We start from the raw sequence: 15,852 nt of genomic DNA on the forward strand, positions 1-15,852 counted from the left end.
GTTATTCCAATAGTTGAACAGTCAGGATTGTTTATGCCATTAACACGAGATGTGCAGTAGAAATTTTTCTGAATATCTCATGAATGCCTGACATGCCTGTAAACGCAAGCACTTTTCAGGAATCCGTGACATGATGGTTTTGCCGGTACCGGTAACCTGCAGTAAAGTAACATACCATCATAAATATGGTTTGAGGAACTGCCAAACCGTATTGTATACAGAATATTCAGGCATATAAACGGCTATGCTGTTTTCTTCTGAATGAACTCTATTTTGTAACCATCCGGATCCTCTATGAAGGCGATAACGGTAGCCCCATGCTTCATCGGACCTGCTTCGCGCGTAACGCGACCACCAAGATTCCGGACTTTCTCACAGGCTTCATAGGCATTGTCGACTTCAATGGCAATATGTCCAAAACCTGTTCCGAGATCGTAGTGATCGGTTTCCCAGTTATGAGTCAGTTCCAGTACCGTACCTTCTGTTTCACTTTGATAACCGACAAAAGCGAGGGTGAATTTTCCCTCCGGGTAGTCCTTGCGGCGCAGGATCTGCATTCCCAGAACATCGGTATAAAACCGGATCGAACGTTCCAGATTGCCTACCCGCAACATGGTATGAAGAATACGCATTACACCTTGACCATTTCAAAATCTTCTTTCCGTGCACCACATTCAGGACATGTCCAGTTCATGGGAACGTCTTCCCAGCGGGTTCCGGCAGGAATACCATCCTGTGGCCACCCTTCTGCTTCGTCATAGATGAAACCACAAATCATGCACATATAACGATTGTAAACCTGGTTGTCCTCTGTAGTCATAATAGATAAGTAGATTTGCTTAAGTTAAAATGACATTTTACGGTATTAGTGCATGTCTCTACCACCACCAATCGTATTATCCTTTGCTGCCAGCGACCCGAGCGGGGGGGCTGGTATCCAGGCGGACATACTGACACTTGCCGGAATGGGCTGCCATCCGCTTACTGTGCTTACTGCCGTGACTGTGCAGGATACGACCGGTGTTGAGGATATATTCGTGATGGATGCCGAATGGGTTACTGATCAGGCACGGACCGTTCTGCAGGATATGCCGGTACAGGCATTCAAGATCGGCATGCTGGGCAGTGTTGAAATCATCTCGGCCATTGCTGAAATCATATCGGATTATCCGGATATCCCGTTGGTGCTGGATCCCGTCCTGGCTTCCGGCCGCGGTGACACGTTTGCCAATGAAGAAGTCATTGCGGCCATGCGTGAAATGCTGTTTCCTCAGGCAACCATTGTTACACCCAATAGTATGGAAGCCAGGCGTATTGCGCTCGATGACGAGGATGATCCGGAAATACTGGATCTGAAACAGAGTGCAGACCGGCTGCTGCAATGGGGATGTGGTTATGTGCTCATCAAAGGCGCTCACGAAAACACGCCAGAGGTAGTCAACATACTTTACGATGCCAATGGCGTGGTCCGCTCCGATGCGTGGCAGCGTTTACCCGGATCGTTTCATGGTTCGGGGTGTACCTTGTCTTCTGCAATAGCGGCCTCACTCGCTCATGGTATGTCGATTATGGATAGTGTGTATGAGGCGCAGGATTTTACCTGGCATACACTCAAGGCAGGTTTCCGTCCTGGAATGGGGCAGTATATTCCGGACAGGTTTTTCTGGACAGAGAGCGAAAATCCGGAGGAAGAGACTGGCGGTGGTACCAGCAGCTGAACCTATGAAACAGGGTGGAGTAAGTGGTCTTTATGCAATTACCCCCGATATGGCAGATACCGGTCGGTTGTGTGATGCAGTTCGTCAGGCGTTAGCTGGTGGAGTGAGCTGGCTCCAATACCGGAACAAAACGGCCGACAGCCGATTGCGACTTGTGCAAGCTGCGGAGATTCATCTGCTCTGCAGGCAGTTTCAGGTTCCCCTGATCGTCAACGATCACCTGGATCTGGCCATGGAGATCGATGCAGAGGGCTTACATGTGGGTGGGGATGACATTTCTCCGGCGGTAGCCAGATGTCATTTGGGCCAGGATAAAATTATCGGGGTCTCCTGTTACAATCAGCTCGACCGCGCGATCGAAGCGGAAGAAGCAGGAGCAGATTATGTTGCGTTTGGCGCTTTTTATCCATCCATGACCAAAACGGGAACGTATCAGGCGCCGATTGAGTTGCTGACTGCTGCAAAAAAGAAACTGGGTATTCCTGTCGTGGCAATTGGCGGTATCGATTTGGATAATGCCGGAATGTTGATTGCTAGCGGATGTGATGCTGTGGCTGTCAGTCAGGCTTTGTTCGGTGCACAAGATATCCAGTCTGCCGCGCGGTATTTCTCAGAATTATTTGATTGAATCAAAAGTTTCTCAATAATCTTTATAAACATTCCAATGACGATCACTAACCAGCAACTATTCGAACGTTCCAGGCAATATATTCCGGGAGGAGTCAATTCACCCGTACGGGCTTTTAAATCCGTAGGAGGCACACCTGTTTTTTTTCAACGGGGGCAGGGCGCCTATTTCTGGGATGTGGAAGGAAAATCCTATATCGATTATGTCGGATCATGGGGGCCACTCATTCTTGGGCATGCACATCCGGATGTCGTCAGGGCAGTCCAGATTGCAGCAGGACATGGTACCTCTTTTGGTGCGCCAACGGCTGCGGAACTGGAAATAGCCGAGTTACTGTGCCGTTTGCTGCCTTCTCTGGAAATGGTACGGCTGGTGAGTTCCGGTACTGAAGCGGGAATGAGTGCCATTCGGCTGGCGCGTGGCTATACCGGCAGAAATCGGATCATTAAGTTTGAAGGCTGCTATCACGGGCATGATGATGCGCTGCTGGTCAAAGCCGGTTCCGGTGCGTTGACTTTTGGTCACCCCAGTTCAGCGGGAGTTCCTGCTGAGACGGCAGGCCATACCCTGGTATTGAACTATAACGATGTGGCAGGGGTAGAAGAAACTTTCAGCAAGATGGGTACTGAAATTGCAGCCGTGATTGTCGAGCCGGTGGCTGGCAACATGAATCTGATTAAAGCGACCTCTCAGTTTCTAGAGACATTGCGCACATTATGTACGAAACATGGCAGTTTACTGATTCTGGATGAGGTGATGACCGGTTTCCGTGTGGGCTTGGAATGTGCGCAAGGATTATATGGTATCAAACCGGATCTGACCATTCTGGGTAAGGTGATCGGAGGGGGACTACCTATGGCGGCCTTTGGTGGTCGGCGCGATGTGATGGAATGTCTTGCGCCGCTGGGATCGGTATACCAGGCAGGTACACTTTCCGGTAATCCGGTTGCCGTTGCTGCCGGATTGGAAACATTGCATCAGATCCAGGTACCTGGCTTCTTCGACAAATTGTCGACCATGACTCGTAAACTGACCGAGGGGTTGACTGCGGTGGCTGCAAAACATAGTGTGGCGTTCTGTGCACAGGCGGTGGGTGGAATGTTTGGTCTTTATTTCAGAAAATCTCCACCGGAAAGTTTTGCTGAAGTGATGGAGAGCGATCGTGAGGCATTCAACCACTTTTTTCATGCCATGCTGAAAGAGGGCGTATATTTCGCTCCTTCCGCATTCGAGGCAGGTTTCGTTTCTGCTGCGCACAGTAATGAGGAAATCGATAAAACATTGGCAGTGGCTGATCGGATATTTGGTCAGGGTATGCGAAGAACGGAGAAAGCAACTCTGTAGAATAAGCGAAAGGTTCAATCCATGCAGTTGATTGCCGTTTATATTTTGCCAGTTGGTTTACTGCGATTTCTCTGATTGTGGCAATATGTCCAATTCATATAAAGAATAATTAACGGGTTATGTTTACTTGCTCTCTTTGTTTTCGGAAACTATTGATACTCTTGGCATTGGGTAGTGTACTGTCGGCTTGTGCCACTGTGGATAATCGGCATGATCCTCTGGAATCGATGAACCGTGCGGTATTCTCGTTCAATGAGAAACTGGATGAAGTCGTGCTGGAGCCTGTTGCCAGGGGATATCAGCGGTTTATACCGTCTCCGGTTAGAATGATCGTTGGCAATTTTTTTTCCAATCTCGATGATGTCGTTGTTGCTGCCAATTCGTTGCTGCAATTGAAGTTCATGGATGCAATGGCAAGCACAACACGTATCGTGATCAATACAACTTTTGGAATGTTGGGCGCTATCGATCTGGCCAGCGATATCAGTCAGGTGAGTGATATCGATATCAGTAAACGTAATGAAGATTTCGGCCAGACTTTGGGTTTCTATGGAATTGGTAGCGGCCCCTACCTCGTGTTACCGATACTGGGGCCCAGCACGGTAAGAGATACGGTAGGGATTGGTGTGGACAGTACCATTTTCCACCCGGCAAGAGCTATTTACACTAGCTTCGATCTGCTGACCGTACGTCTGCCCGTTACGACTGTCGAATTTATCGATCGGCGTGAACAATTACTGGATCTGGACAAAACGCTGGAGGAAGCTTCTCTGGATAAATATGAGTTTGTCCGTGATGCCTATTTGCAAAGACGAGAGAGTCTGATAAAAAATGACGGTGCTGCTTCCGAAGAGGAGCCCGTGAATTTTGATGAAGAAGAGATAATAATCGATGATTGATTCGGTTAGGGCAGTTATATTGACGGTATTTCTGCCGGGGCTGGGTAAATTACCAGCCCCGGTTTTGTTTCATCAGGCAGATTGCAGTGCCTGGATTCGCTCTTCCAGAGGCGGGTGCGACATGAACAGACGCCCGATCTGGCTTTTTTGTCCGGAGATGCCAAAAGCAGCAATCTTGTCTGGCAAATGAGAAGGTTCATACTCCTGCTGCAACCGCCGCAGCGCAGCAACCATCTTGTTCCTTCCGGAAATCTGCGCACTGCCGGCATCCGCGCGGAATTCACGCTGACGGCTGAACCACATCACGATAATCGTGGCAAGGATACCCAGCACCATTTGAGCGATCAGGCTGGTCACAAAATAAGCTGGCCCGTGCCCTTCTTCCGATTTGAAAACGGCGCGATCGACGATATGGCCGATGATCCGGGAGAGAAAAATCACGAAGGTATTCACGACCCCCTGGATCAATGCAAGCGTTACCATGTCACCATTGGCAACATGGCTGACTTCGTGAGCCAGCACGGCCTCAGCCTCGTCCCGGTTCATTTTTTGCAACAATCCCGTACTGACTGCCACCAGCGCATTGTTCCGGTTCATTCCGGTAGCAAATGCGTTGATATCGGGTGAATCGTAGATCGCTACTTCAGGCATGCCTATTCCTGCCGCTTTTGCCTGACGACGTACCGTTTCCACCAGCCAGCCCTCGGTTGAGTTGGAAGGCACATCAATGACCATGGCGCCGGTCATGTGTTTTGCACTCCACTTGGACATGGCAAGAGAAATGAGCGAGCCGCCAAATCCCAGTACGGCCGAGAAAACCAGCAGCGCATTAAAATTTAATTCACTGCCTTCGGCATCCAGTATGCGGTCAACGCCAAGCAGACGCAGGGTGATGCTCAGCATTAACAGTATGGCCAGGTTCGTTACTATAAAAAGAAAAATCCGTTTCATCATCCTCTTCCTTCAAGTTGATTGGTACGCCTATCTGACTTTGAGAGTAATAAAAAATAATCGTTCAAGCCAAGCGCCTATATGGTGACATATTTCACAATATCAAGGGATGTGTGATTTCACGTAACTCCCCCTGGTATGTCACTGGAATCCTCTTTGCTTGAGGTACAATAAAAACCTGGAAAATACGCTGGTTGCTGTACAAAATCTGAAATTACAGGCAGAGATGTACAAAAAATTACCGGCTTCACCATTTAAGAAAAAGGGAGAAGTAAATTGACTGGAGTCAGGTGGGGTGTATCAAGATGAATCAGCCGTCTGTGGTAGTGGTGGGAAGCGGATTGGCTGGTTATACGGTGGTACGTGAATTGCGGAAACTGGATGCCGCGGTACCGATTACTCTCCTGTCTGCCGATCACGGCAGTTTTTATTCAAAACCGATGTTATCCAATGCATTGGCAACGGGTAAAACGCCTGATTCGATTTTGAGTGCCGGTACCATGCAAATGTCCGGGCAACTGGATATTACGGTGCGGCCTTATACCAGTGTCAACGCTATCGATGTTGCTGCAGGCAGTGTTTCTTTCGAAGAAGGCGGACAACTGACTTACGATCGACTCGTTCTGGCGCTGGGAGCTGACCCGATTCGCCTGCCGATACCGGGAGAAGGTGTGGATGAAATATTATCCGTCAATAATCTGGATGATTACCGCAAATTTCGTGAAGCCCTGGAAAGTAAGCGCCATATCGCCATATTGGGTGCCGGACTGATAGGTTGCGAGTTTGCCAATGATCTTGCAGCAAAAGGTTATCAGGTAAGTGTATTCGACCTGAGCCCACAACCGTTAGGGCGATTGCTTCCTCCCGAGGCTGGCAGGTTCTTTCGCGATAAACTGACTGCAGCAGGGGTCAATTTTTTACTCGGTACAACGGTCGAAAGAGTCAGTAAGGAAAACGGGTACTATCAGTTGTTCTACGAGGGTGGCAAAGTCGTTCAGGCAGACATGATCCTGTCCGCTGTGGGTCTGAGACCACGTACCCGCCTGGCTGCGGTTGCTGGAATTCAGGTGAATCGCGGCATTGCCGTGAATCGTTATTTGCAGACCAGTATTCAGAATATTTATGCTTTGGGAGATTGTGCAGAAGTGGAAGGAAAGGTTTTACCTTTCATTTTGCCGATTGCGCATGCGGGCAGGGCTCTGGCAGCGACGATTGCTGGCAATCCAACGCTGCTGCACTACCCGGCGATGCCGGTAATGGTCAAGACGCCTGCATGTCCGACCGTCGTCTCACCTCCTGACCCTGCTGTACAAGGCGAATGGGAAGTCGTAGCGATCGAGAATGGCATGAAAGCGCTTTATCACGATGAAGCCGGTAATCTGCACGGCTTTGCCTTGCTCGGGACAGCAACGGTTGAGCGTAATACACTGGCTTCCCGTTTGCCGCCTGTATTGGCATGAACAATGGTTGCTTACGGTAAACCCGGTTTTACCTTTTCTGGAGAAATGAAATCGAGCTTAGATGATTTTTCCGGAAATCGCAGAAAATTCATATGGATTGAGAGAAAACAGACATGCTTTATTTGATATATGGTGAGGATGTTCCCGATAGCTTGGCACAGCGGGTTGCCAGCCGCCCTGCACATCTGGCCAGAATTCGTGAATTGCAGGAGCAGGGAAGGCTGTTACTGGCTGGCCCATGTCCGGCGATAGATAGCATTGACCCGGGGCCGGCCGGGTTTACCGGAAGTCTGATAGTGGCTGAGTTTGCATCACTGGATGCTGCCCGGGAATGGGCAGACGCAGACCCGTATCTGCTGTCTGGCGTGTATGCAAAAGTAACCGTCAAGCCATTCAGGAAGGTTCTGCCTGAATAGACAGGCGGCAGTGACAGGGATTACGGATACATCCTTCAGGAAGTTTGTGAAAAATTTATCTGTTTCTGAAAAGGATTCATCTGTATTTTGTTAAGATGTATGCTTCTCAGATAAAATTTGTCAACCACTTAATACTATTCAATAAAGGAAATTTTATGCGCTTATCCAAGTTTCTCTGTGTGCCACTGACTGTTCTGGGGCTGGTCTGTGTTGCTCCTCTGAATGCCCAGAGCGGGGGGACAGTCGCCAAGGTCAACGGCGTAGCGATTCCGCAATCACGTCTCGACCTGGTAGTCAAGGCCGCAACAGCGCAGGGCCAGCCCGATTCGGCTGAAGTAAGGAACGCATTACGTGAAAATCTCATCACGGAAGAGATACTGGCGCAGGAAGCAATCAAGAAAGGGCTTGACCGTAGCCCGGAGGTGGTAACACAGATCGATCTCGCGCGCCAGGGCATACTGATCAGAGCATATCAGGCTGATTTCATGCGGAACAATCCGGTCAGCGACAGCGAATTGCGCAAGGAGTATGAATCAGTAAAAGCACAGATGGGCGACAAGGAATACAAAGCACGTCATATTCTTGTGGAAACCGAGCAGGAAGCCAAGGATCTGGTTGCGGCTCTCAAAAAAGGCAGTGCGTTCGATAAACTGGCGGGCGAACGTTCCATTGACACTGGCAGCAAGAGTAATGGTGGCGAACTGGGCTGGAGTTCAGCGGCTGTGTACGTCAAACCATTTGCTGATGCGCTGATCAGACTGAAAAAAGGCGAAACCACCAGTCAACCGGTACAGAGCCCTTTTGGCTGGCACGTCATTCGTCTGGATGATGTCCGGACCGCTGTTCCGCCTTCCTTCGAGGAAGTAAAACAAAATATGCAGCAGCGGGTATTGCAGCGCAAGTTTGCAGCGGTGGTCGAATCACTGCGTAAAAACGCCAAAGTTGAATAATCAGAATTCAATCAGTAGTCAGGGGATAGAGCTCACGGTTTGCACTCTCGGAGAAAGTGCAGCCAGGAGCTCGTAACTGATAGTTTGTGCTGATCTGGCAACTTCTTCTACCGGTAACCCTTCACCCCAAAGGGTTACCAGGCTCCCTGCACCAGCTTCATTGATCCCGCTTAGATCAACAGTCAACATATCCATTGAAACACGTCCGATCAAGCGTGTGCGTCGGCCGTTGACCAGTACCGGAGTTCCGGTAGGAGCATGGCGCGGGTACCCGTCCGCGTAACCTGCTGCAACGACTCCGACACGCATCGGCTGATCGGCAACGAACTGTCCTCCATATCCCAGTCGATCCGAAAAATCAAGATGCTGTACAGCGATGATCCGGCTGGTCAGAGTCATGACTGGTTGTAATCCGAGTTCGATACCTGTTTTGTCCGGTAAAGGGGAGGCGCCATAGAGTATTATGCCGGGACGTACCCAGTCTGCATGTGTTCCGGGATAACGCAGGATTGCAGCAGAATTGGCCAATGTTCGGGGTATACAGCCTTCCCGTTTTTCCTCGAGTCGTGCAAAACTGCCCAGTTGCTGATCAACATGATCTGCTTCCAGTAAATCATCGGCGCAGGCAAAATGTGTCATCAGCGTGATACTGATATCTGTATGCCATTGTCTGAGCCTGTTCAAGACAGAATTTCCTTCTTCAGGCCTGAAACCAAGACGGTTCATCCCGGTATTGATTTTGAGGAAGATATCCGGTTTTCCTGTTTTTTTATGGGCCAGCAGCATCGATAGCTGTTCATGACAGTGAATTACCGTGCTCAGCCTGTAGTGATTGATCGCTTCAATTTCCTCTATCGAAAAGAAACCTTCCAGGAGCAGAATGAGCTGGCTGAATCCGGCTTCTCTCAACTGAATCGCCGCTTCCAGTTCAAGTACCGCAAATCCGTCGACAGCATCAAGTGCCCGGGCGACACGAAGTAAACCGTGACCATAGGCATCAGCCTTGACGACGGCCATGATACGAGCCTGGTGAACGTGTCTGCGAACGACGGCGAGGTTGTGCCGTAAAGCAGCACAATTTATGAAGGCGCGGATCGGCCGGGACATTTATAGGGGATCAACCGAGCTGAAAAAGAGTCAGCAGCTCGCGGCTGGGATGGCCACGAAGCAAACAATAAATAACTGGCGTCACGATCAATTTTCAGATCGTCTCCAGGAAACAAACCGAGTCAATGTTTCAGCTCGATGTTACTGTTCCGGGGGTGTGTGGTTTCTGGTAGAGGTTGCGGATCCAGCACGGCAATCGTCAGTGAATCATCGATCAGATATTTCTCGGCTACTTTCCTGATCTGTTCCGCGGTAACCGCCTGCAACCCCTCCAGAATGATATCTGCATCGCGGTGGGACAGCCCGACGCTTTCCAGTCTGCCAATCTGCATTGCCTGAGCAAATGTGGAATCGAGCTGATAAATATGGTTTGCCACTACCTGTGCCTTGACACGCGCAAGCTCTTCCTGTGTGACTCCGGACTGGATGATTTTGCCGATTTCAGTACGGATCGACTGCTCCAGATCATCCACCGTCTTGTCCTCGCTGGGCGCTCCATCGATGAAAAAAGTACCCGGGCCGCGTTCAATGGCATTATAGCTGGCGTCGGCCGAGATCGCGACACGTGTTTCGCGTACCAGCGTTTTGTTGAGTCTTGCAGAGGCATTGCCATCCAGCACCTCTGCCAGAATGGTCAGTGCATAGGGCTCCCATTCATTTTTCGGATCTTTCAGAACGGGGACTTTGTATCCCATGATCAGATAGGGAAGTTGTGCAGAGGCTTTCACCACCAGGCGCTTGATTCCTGTTTGAGGTGGTTCGATTTGCGGCTTGCGTTCAGACAGAGCAGGGACCCTGGCGGCACTGAATCTGCCGTAATATTTCTTTGCCAGTACGAACACATTTTCCGGATCAACGTCACCCACCACCACCAGCACCGCATTATTGGGAGCATACCAGCGCTGGTACCAGTCCCTGGCGTCATTTACCTGCATATTCTCCAGATCGTTCATCCAGCCGATGACCGGACGCCGGTAAGGGTGTGTCTGAAAAGCCGTTGCCATCATCTTTTCATACAATAGTGAATGTGCCTGGTCATCGGTACGCAATCTTCTTTCTTCCATGACAACTTGTATTTCCTTGGCGAATGCTTCCTCCGTCAATTGCAAGTTGTGCATGCGATCGGATTCGAGCTCCATCGCCATCGGTAAGTGGCGCTGGTGCAGCTGCTGATAATAAGCAGTGTAGTCACGGCTGGTGAATGCATTCTCCTTGCCACCGATGGCAGCAATCTTTCTGGAAAATTCGCCAGCAAGCACACTGTCCGTTCCCTTGAACATCATGTGTTCCAGCGCGTGTGCAACACCGGTTGTGCCATTGACTTCGTCCATACTGCCGGCTTTATACCAGACCTGTTGAATAACGACGGGGGAACGGTGATCTTCTTTGACGACCAGTTTGAGACCGTTGTCGAGCAGATATTCATGTGAATTGGCTGTAGCCGGCAGCGGCCATGCCAATGTAATGCAAAGTAAAGTGGCGAAGTAGCTGAAATGGAAACTGATTTTCATGTCGTACTGGAAATTGAACAGACTTGGGTCGGGTGACCGGCACCACCCCGGTAACCGGTTGATGGTATGATATTTACCTTCCTGAAACAGAAACAGCCTACCAGAATGTTTAGTATTTTTAAATCCAAAAAGAATCCTGATGAAAAAAATCCGGCTCAGGTTGAAACCAGGCCGGTCAGTTTTACCGATAAGATCAGGCAAGGGCTGACACGTACACGACAGCAGCTTGGAAAGCAGTTATCCGGATTGTTCGGTGGCAGGAAAATCGATGAGGATTTGTACGAAGAGCTCGAAACTGCTTTATTGACGGCAGATACCGGAATCGAGGCGACAAACCGGTTGCTGGAGTCATTGCGCACTCGTGTCAGGCGTGATGCACTGGATGATTCGGAACAGCTCAAAACAGTCTTGCAGGATGTGCTGACCGAACTGCTGCAGCCGCTGGAACGGCCACTGGTCACAACCGGGCATACACCTTTCGTGATCATGATCGCGGGTGTGAATGGTGTTGGTAAAACTACGACCATCGGCAAGCTGGCCCATTATTTCCAGTCACAGGGACACTCCGTATTGCTGGCGGCGGGCGACACTTTTCGCGCGGCAGCACAGGAACAGCTCAAGGTATGGGGTGAACGTAACCAGATCACGGTCATTTCACAGGAAAGTGACCCGGGTAAAAAAAGTGATCCGGCAGCCGTGATTTTCGATGCAATCAATGCTGCCATTGCCAGAAAAATCGATATCGTCCTGGCTGATACCGCCGGTCGCCTGACGACCCAGCTTCATCTGATGGAAGAAATCAGGAAAATCAAGCGGGTCATCGCTAAAGCTATCCCGGATGCGCCACACGAGGTATTACTGGTGTTGGATGCAAATACTGGTCAGAACGCCGTCAGCCAGTTAAAGGCTTTCAATGATGCGCTGGGCGTTACCGGGCTGGTCATGACCAAACTGGATGGAACTGCCAGGGGCGGAGTGATTGCTGCCATCGCTGCACAATTTACCGATACACCACCAGCACTGCGCTTCATCGGGGTGGGGGAGGGGCTGGATGATTTAAGGCCCTTCAATGCCCGTGAATTTGCTGAAGCACTGTTCGACTGACGTCTTTTGCCTTGTTTGAGTGTCCGGTATGGCGGCAATGATCAGCTTCAACGATGTCAGTAAGTGTTATCCGGGAGGATTTGAGGCACTCAAAGGCGTTACCCTGTCGATCGATCAGGGAGAGCTGATTTTATTTGCCGGGCATTCCGGTGCCGGTAAAAGCACATTGCTGAAGTTGATTGCAGCCATAGAACGCCCGACTTCCGGAAGTATCATCGTTGGGCAGCAGAATATCGGTACACTCAGGCGCAGTGCCATTCCTTACTTGCGCCGGAATATCGGAATGATCTTTCAGGAACAGAAAATTCTGTACGATCGCAACGTCTTTGCCAACGTTATGCTGCCGCTGCAGGTGACTGGCTTCGATACCAGAACCAGTGCATCACGAGTGCGTGCCGCGCTGGATAAAGTTGGTCTGCTGGATAAGGAAAGAGCGGATCCGATTACCTTGTCGGGTGGTGAAAAACAGCGGTTGTGTATTGCCCGTGCAGTTGTCCATCGTCCATCTCTCCTGATCGCCGATGAGCCTACCGCCAATCTCGATAGCAATTATGCACGGGACATCATGGCGGTATTCGAATCATTCAACCAGGTGGGTGTCACCGTTCTCATTTCGACACACGACAGAATGCTGCTTGATTCGACCCGGCATCGTATCATCGAATTGAAACAGGGAAAGCTGGTCGCATGAGCAACTGGTTATCCCAACATGGCTATGCGCTGATACGTGCACTCAGGCAGCTTGCCGGAACGCCGATGACCAGCTTGCTGAGCATCATCGTTTTCAGCATCGTCCTGAGTCTGCCGGCCGGTATCTTCATCCTGCTGGAAAATTTGCGCGCACTATCCGGGCACGCAACGGATTCGCAGCAGATGACCCTCATCCTGGATACTGCGGCGGGTTCGGCTGATGTGGAACTGATCAATACCCGACTGGAGGAAATGACTGTAATTGAAGGTTTCCAGTTCATTTCCCGGGAAGTCGCCCTGCAGGAATTGCAACGGGAAAGCGGGATGGCTGAGGTAATGCGTAATCTCGAACAGAATCCGCTGCCGGATGCATTCGTGGTCAACCTTGGCAGCCTGTCCGCCGGTGAAATTGAAAAAATGCAGGCCATGATGCAAGCCTGGCCCAAGATCGCTCATGTACTGGTGGATACCGACTGGGCCAGAAAACTGGATGCCATGCTCGATGTTGGCAGGCTGGTCGTCATCATGCTGACATCAGTATTTGGCACGACACTCGTCATCGTCATGTTCAACACCATCCGCTTGCAGATACTGACGCGGCGCGATGAAATCGAGCTGTCCAAGCTGATTGGTGCTACGGATAGTTATATCCGTCGTCCATTTCTTTATTTTGGCGCGATACAGGGGCTGGCAGGTGCTGCGCTGGCCTGGCTGCTGCTTTATTTTACAATCATCAAATTGAATGAAGCTTTGTCCGAACTGGCCCGGTTATATGCCACCACGTTCACACTCGATCCTCTTTCCTGGCAGGACAGCCTGATTCTGATCTTATTCTCCGGCACATTGGGGTGGATTGGGGCGCGCTGGTCAGTCGCCCGGCATTTTGCACAAATCGACCACGAAAGTGCCATTTCCTGATGGTTATGGATTCATATCTGCTCACAGGGTGGTTGCATGGCTGAATTCATAGCACTGATCCCGGCTGCCGGTTCCGGCTCGCGTATGGGAGAAGATATTCCCAAGCAGTACCGGCCACTGGCCAGTAAACCGATGATTTATCATGCGTTGCGCACCTTGTGTAGCGCAGAGCGTATTGGCATGGTCTGTGTTGTACTGGCACCTGACGATACAGAATGGGCACGGCATGACTGGAGTGAATTTGCCGGCAAGATCCGGGTGTTTGGCTGCGGCGGGGCAACCCGTGCCGAAAGCGTCACCAACGGGCTGAAAGCATTGCGTGCTGAGAATCATGTACAGGATCAGGATTGGATACTGGTACACGATGCAGCTCGTCCAGGGTTGAGCCGGGCGCTGGTTGAACGATTGCTCGATCAGCTTGCGCAGGATGAAATCGGTGGCCTGCTGGCAGTGCCGCTGGCAGATACATTAAAGCGTGCAGATGATACTGGCCGGGTGATGTGCACTGAGCCGAGAGAACGTCTGTGGCAGGCACAAACACCACAGATGTTTCGTACGAAGTTATTACTTGAAGCACTGGAAAAAGCCCCGACAGGAATTACCGATGATGCCAGTGCCGTGGAAGCGCTGGGATTCTCTCCCAAACTGGTAACGGGCGATGCTTATAACTTCAAAGTGACGTATCCGCAGGATTTGAAACTGGCTGAACTGATCCTGCAAGAGCGTACCGCAACGCAGAACTGATCTCATAAGGGAACCTCTGAAAAACGTCAGCGAGGCAGTCAGTTCAAGGCAAAAATCGGCGAAAAAGCGGAGTTTATACATAATAAATGAGCATTTTGATGCCAACTTTTAACGCAGAAATGGCAACGCAGGTAGTTTTTCAGAGGTTCCTAAGCAGAACATTTGTAGTGCAACCGTCTGCTGTTCGTTGATTTTGCTGAGCTACTGTGATTCATTGGATTAGACAAAAAGCAAGCTAAACAACTCTGAAATTTCCCGTAGCCAGTCCCATACCAGGGTATCCTGACGCTGCTTACGGTGTGCTAGTGATGGTGACTGCGAACAGCAGTTGAGTTGCTCCACGCTGTTCGCAGCCTGCTTCGCAGAAAATTCTGATTACCCGGCCAATACCGTACGGTATCGATATCTGTCATTTCCGGATCCTGACAACCTGAATCGGAAAACACAATAACAGTATCAGGTTTCGATAATCAGGGAGGGATGGTATTCAGACTGTTCCAACCCCCTGAATTTACCAGAGGGTTGGAAATATGCCCGGTTACGGAGTTGTTACGACATCGTCCAGAATGGCTCTGTCCTGCTTGTTCCATTCCACGTCAACCAGATTGGAATAACGTGTTATGAGCTGTATGGCAAGACCACCCTGGAACAGGGCAGCCCAGGCCAGGATAACGAAGCCCCAGTGCAGTGGCGCGCTGAAGAGTTCTTCCATGAACCAGAAGGCATGCCCCCACTCATTCAGACCAACGTTGGGCAGACTCATCAGCGGGCCGGCCACTACCATGATCAGCGGGAACGACCACCCCTTGTTATACAGCGGTAACCGGGTTTTGGCGTAAATGATCATCGCTATACCCATGATGATGTATACCGGGAATGAGCCATAGAACAGAGGAATATGGCTGGGTGTAAAACTGGTATCCCGGATAATCACCTGGTGCCATGAGGCGTCTTGCTCGGTAAAGAAGCTTGATCCCCAGTAAACGGCAAATATATAGACTCCAAGCCACATCATGAAATAAAAATACCGCTTTATTTCCTGTTTGGGAGTCAGGCTGGCAAGCTGTTCTGCCGTATTCCGGGTTTTCAACAGCCATCCCCAGATGGAGAATGCTGCCAAGGCAATAACGACCATCTGAACACGCCACAGACCCATCCAGATCCGGTCAAAATCCGGCTCCATCGAATCCATGCCATGGGAATAGGCAAACGTACGCTGATACCATACCCAGAATACCGCTATGCCCAGAATGGGCAGCAGGCCGTATTTGTAGTACTTGGCGTCAAACCATTCTGATTTGTCGTAAGCCGGTTTATCAGTGACTTGCTGTGCAGTCTTATCCTTCAATATGCTTGTAGCCATAAATGACGCTCCTTCTTGCAGCAATCGGAATTTCCGGAGAAATTCCTGA

At 50.3% G+C, this 15,852-nt stretch carries 17 protein-coding genes; 11 read left to right on the top strand and 6 right to left on the bottom strand.

Features of this window, described 5'->3' with window-relative positions; genetic code table 11:
• Nucleotides 1-242: 242 nt before the first annotated feature.
• Nucleotides 243-632: a lactoylglutathione lyase gene (gene gloA / locus B5D58_RS02155; RefSeq protein ID WP_011111995.1), complete on the bottom strand. Its 390-nt coding sequence runs from the start codon at nucleotides 630-632 to the stop codon at nucleotides 243-245.
• On the bottom strand, nucleotides 632-820 hold the full coding sequence (locus tag B5D58_RS02160) for a rubredoxin (protein WP_011111994.1): 189 nt from the start codon (nucleotides 818-820) through the stop codon (nucleotides 632-634). The genes gloA and B5D58_RS02160 overlap by 1 nt, the downstream gene beginning before the upstream one ends.
• Nucleotides 821-872: 52 nt before the next feature.
• Between B5D58_RS02160 and thiD the strand changes: the two genes are divergently transcribed.
• The 4 genes from thiD (at nucleotide 873) to B5D58_RS02180 (ending at nucleotide 4,589) form a co-directional block, all read left to right on the top strand.
• On the top strand, nucleotides 873-1,718 hold the full coding sequence (gene thiD / locus B5D58_RS02165; protein WP_011111993.1) for a bifunctional hydroxymethylpyrimidine kinase/phosphomethylpyrimidine kinase: 846 nt from the start codon (nucleotides 873-875) through the stop codon (nucleotides 1,716-1,718).
• A gap of 4 nt (nucleotides 1,719-1,722) precedes the next feature.
• A complete protein-coding gene (gene thiE, locus B5D58_RS02170) occupies nucleotides 1,723-2,346 on the top strand; it encodes a thiamine phosphate synthase (RefSeq protein ID WP_041356767.1) in 624 nt (207 codons plus the stop codon).
• Between the two features lie 36 nt (nucleotides 2,347-2,382).
• Nucleotides 2,383-3,690 (top strand): glutamate-1-semialdehyde 2,1-aminomutase, encoded by a 1,308-nt coding sequence (gene hemL / locus B5D58_RS02175; protein WP_011111991.1) that lies wholly within the window; start codon nucleotides 2,383-2,385, stop codon nucleotides 3,688-3,690.
• Nucleotides 3,691-3,851: 161 nt separating this feature from the next.
• Nucleotides 3,852-4,589, top strand: coding sequence for an MlaA family lipoprotein (locus B5D58_RS02180; protein WP_234988961.1), 738 nt, complete (start codon nucleotides 3,852-3,854; stop codon nucleotides 4,587-4,589).
• 72 nt (nucleotides 4,590-4,661) lie between these two features.
• Here B5D58_RS02180 and htpX read toward each other — a convergent pair whose 3' ends face one another.
• Nucleotides 4,662-5,540, bottom strand: coding sequence for a protease HtpX (gene htpX / locus B5D58_RS02185; protein WP_041356766.1), 879 nt, complete (start codon nucleotides 5,538-5,540; stop codon nucleotides 4,662-4,664).
• A gap of 305 nt (nucleotides 5,541-5,845) precedes the next feature.
• On the opposite strand from htpX, the gene B5D58_RS02190 reads away from it, so the two are divergent.
• The 3 genes from B5D58_RS02190 (at nucleotide 5,846) to B5D58_RS02200 (ending at nucleotide 8,366) form a co-directional block, all read left to right on the top strand.
• Nucleotides 5,846-7,000 carry an NAD(P)/FAD-dependent oxidoreductase gene (locus tag B5D58_RS02190; protein ID WP_011111988.1) on the top strand — a complete coding sequence of 385 codons (1,155 nt, stop codon included), beginning with the start codon at nucleotides 5,846-5,848 and terminating at the stop codon, nucleotides 6,998-7,000.
• A 113-nt stretch (nucleotides 7,001-7,113) separates the two neighbouring features.
• Complete coding sequence (locus B5D58_RS02195) at nucleotides 7,114-7,416, top strand: YciI family protein (RefSeq protein ID WP_011111987.1); 303 nt, start codon at nucleotides 7,114-7,116, stop codon at nucleotides 7,414-7,416.
• A 155-nt stretch (nucleotides 7,417-7,571) separates the two neighbouring features.
• Nucleotides 7,572-8,366, top strand: a complete 795-nt coding sequence (locus tag B5D58_RS02200) for a peptidyl-prolyl cis-trans isomerase (RefSeq protein ID WP_011111986.1) — start codon at nucleotides 7,572-7,574, stop codon at nucleotides 8,364-8,366.
• An 18-nt stretch (nucleotides 8,367-8,384) separates the two neighbouring features.
• Here B5D58_RS02200 and alr read toward each other — a convergent pair whose 3' ends face one another.
• A complete protein-coding gene (gene alr, locus B5D58_RS02205; RefSeq protein ID WP_011111985.1) occupies nucleotides 8,385-9,473 on the bottom strand; it encodes an alanine racemase in 1,089 nt (362 codons plus the stop codon).
• A gap of 122 nt (nucleotides 9,474-9,595) precedes the next feature.
• The gene (locus B5D58_RS02210; RefSeq protein ID WP_011111984.1) at nucleotides 9,596-10,984 is read right to left on the bottom strand and encodes a M16 family metallopeptidase; all 1,389 of its coding nucleotides are present in this window, start codon (nucleotides 10,982-10,984) and stop codon (nucleotides 9,596-9,598) included.
• 105 nt (nucleotides 10,985-11,089) lie between these two features.
• Between B5D58_RS02210 and ftsY the strand changes: the two genes are divergently transcribed.
• The 4 genes from ftsY to ispD are packed head-to-tail and all read left to right on the top strand — an operon-like array spanning nucleotide 11,090 to nucleotide 14,440.
• Complete coding sequence (gene ftsY / locus B5D58_RS02215) at nucleotides 11,090-12,088, top strand: signal recognition particle-docking protein FtsY (RefSeq protein WP_041357179.1); 999 nt, start codon at nucleotides 11,090-11,092, stop codon at nucleotides 12,086-12,088.
• 37 nt (nucleotides 12,089-12,125) lie between these two features.
• Nucleotides 12,126-12,779, top strand: a complete 654-nt coding sequence (locus tag B5D58_RS02220) for a cell division ATP-binding protein FtsE (RefSeq protein ID WP_041356765.1) — start codon at nucleotides 12,126-12,128, stop codon at nucleotides 12,777-12,779.
• Nucleotides 12,776-13,696 (top strand): permease-like cell division protein FtsX, encoded by a 921-nt coding sequence (ftsX, locus tag B5D58_RS02225; RefSeq protein ID WP_011111981.1) that lies wholly within the window; start codon nucleotides 12,776-12,778, stop codon nucleotides 13,694-13,696. The genes B5D58_RS02220 and ftsX overlap by 4 nt, the downstream gene beginning before the upstream one ends.
• 36 nt (nucleotides 13,697-13,732) lie before the next feature.
• The gene (ispD, locus tag B5D58_RS02230; RefSeq protein WP_011111980.1) at nucleotides 13,733-14,440 is read left to right on the top strand and encodes a 2-C-methyl-D-erythritol 4-phosphate cytidylyltransferase; all 708 of its coding nucleotides are present in this window, start codon (nucleotides 13,733-13,735) and stop codon (nucleotides 14,438-14,440) included.
• A gap of 538 nt (nucleotides 14,441-14,978) precedes the next feature.
• Here ispD and B5D58_RS02235 read toward each other — a convergent pair.
• A complete protein-coding gene (locus B5D58_RS02235; RefSeq protein WP_011111979.1) occupies nucleotides 14,979-15,803 on the bottom strand; it encodes a methane monooxygenase/ammonia monooxygenase subunit C in 825 nt (274 codons plus the stop codon).
• Between the last annotated feature and the right edge of the window lie 49 nt (nucleotides 15,804-15,852).

It is taken from the genome of Nitrosomonas europaea, from assembly GCF_900167395.1.
GTDB lineage: Bacteria > Pseudomonadota > Gammaproteobacteria > Burkholderiales > Nitrosomonadaceae > Nitrosomonas > Nitrosomonas europaea.

Excerpts from the sequence above, each read along its gene's own strand:
- gloA (WP_011111995.1), bottom strand. The coding sequence starts at position 632 with ATGCGTATTCTTCATACCATGTTGCGGGTAGGCAATCTGGAACGTTCG.
- B5D58_RS02160 (WP_011111994.1), bottom strand. The coding sequence starts at position 820 with ATGACTACAGAGGACAACCAGGTTTACAATCGTTATATGTGCATGATT.
- thiD (WP_011111993.1), top strand. The coding sequence starts at position 873 with ATGTCTCTACCACCACCAATCGTATTATCCTTTGCTGCCAGCGACCCG.
- thiE (WP_041356767.1), top strand. The coding sequence starts at position 1,723 with ATGAAACAGGGTGGAGTAAGTGGTCTTTATGCAATTACCCCCGATATG.
- hemL (WP_011111991.1), top strand. The coding sequence starts at position 2,383 with ATGACGATCACTAACCAGCAACTATTCGAACGTTCCAGGCAATATATT.
- htpX (WP_041356766.1), bottom strand. The coding sequence starts at position 5,540 with ATGAAACGGATTTTTCTTTTTATAGTAACGAACCTGGCCATACTGTTA.
- B5D58_RS02190 (WP_011111988.1), top strand. The coding sequence starts at position 5,846 with ATGAATCAGCCGTCTGTGGTAGTGGTGGGAAGCGGATTGGCTGGTTAT.
- B5D58_RS02195 (WP_011111987.1), top strand. The coding sequence starts at position 7,114 with ATGCTTTATTTGATATATGGTGAGGATGTTCCCGATAGCTTGGCACAG.
- B5D58_RS02200 (WP_011111986.1), top strand. The coding sequence starts at position 7,572 with ATGCGCTTATCCAAGTTTCTCTGTGTGCCACTGACTGTTCTGGGGCTG.
- alr (WP_011111985.1), bottom strand. The coding sequence starts at position 9,473 with ATGTCCCGGCCGATCCGCGCCTTCATAAATTGTGCTGCTTTACGGCAC.
- B5D58_RS02210 (WP_011111984.1), bottom strand. The coding sequence starts at position 10,984 with ATGAAAATCAGTTTCCATTTCAGCTACTTCGCCACTTTACTTTGCATT.
- ftsY (WP_041357179.1), top strand. The coding sequence starts at position 11,090 with ATGTTTAGTATTTTTAAATCCAAAAAGAATCCTGATGAAAAAAATCCG.
- B5D58_RS02220 (WP_041356765.1), top strand. The coding sequence starts at position 12,126 with ATGATCAGCTTCAACGATGTCAGTAAGTGTTATCCGGGAGGATTTGAG.
- ftsX (WP_011111981.1), top strand. The coding sequence starts at position 12,776 with ATGAGCAACTGGTTATCCCAACATGGCTATGCGCTGATACGTGCACTC.
- ispD (WP_011111980.1), top strand. The coding sequence starts at position 13,733 with ATGGCTGAATTCATAGCACTGATCCCGGCTGCCGGTTCCGGCTCGCGT.
- B5D58_RS02235 (WP_011111979.1), bottom strand. The coding sequence starts at position 15,803 with ATGGCTACAAGCATATTGAAGGATAAGACTGCACAGCAAGTCACTGAT.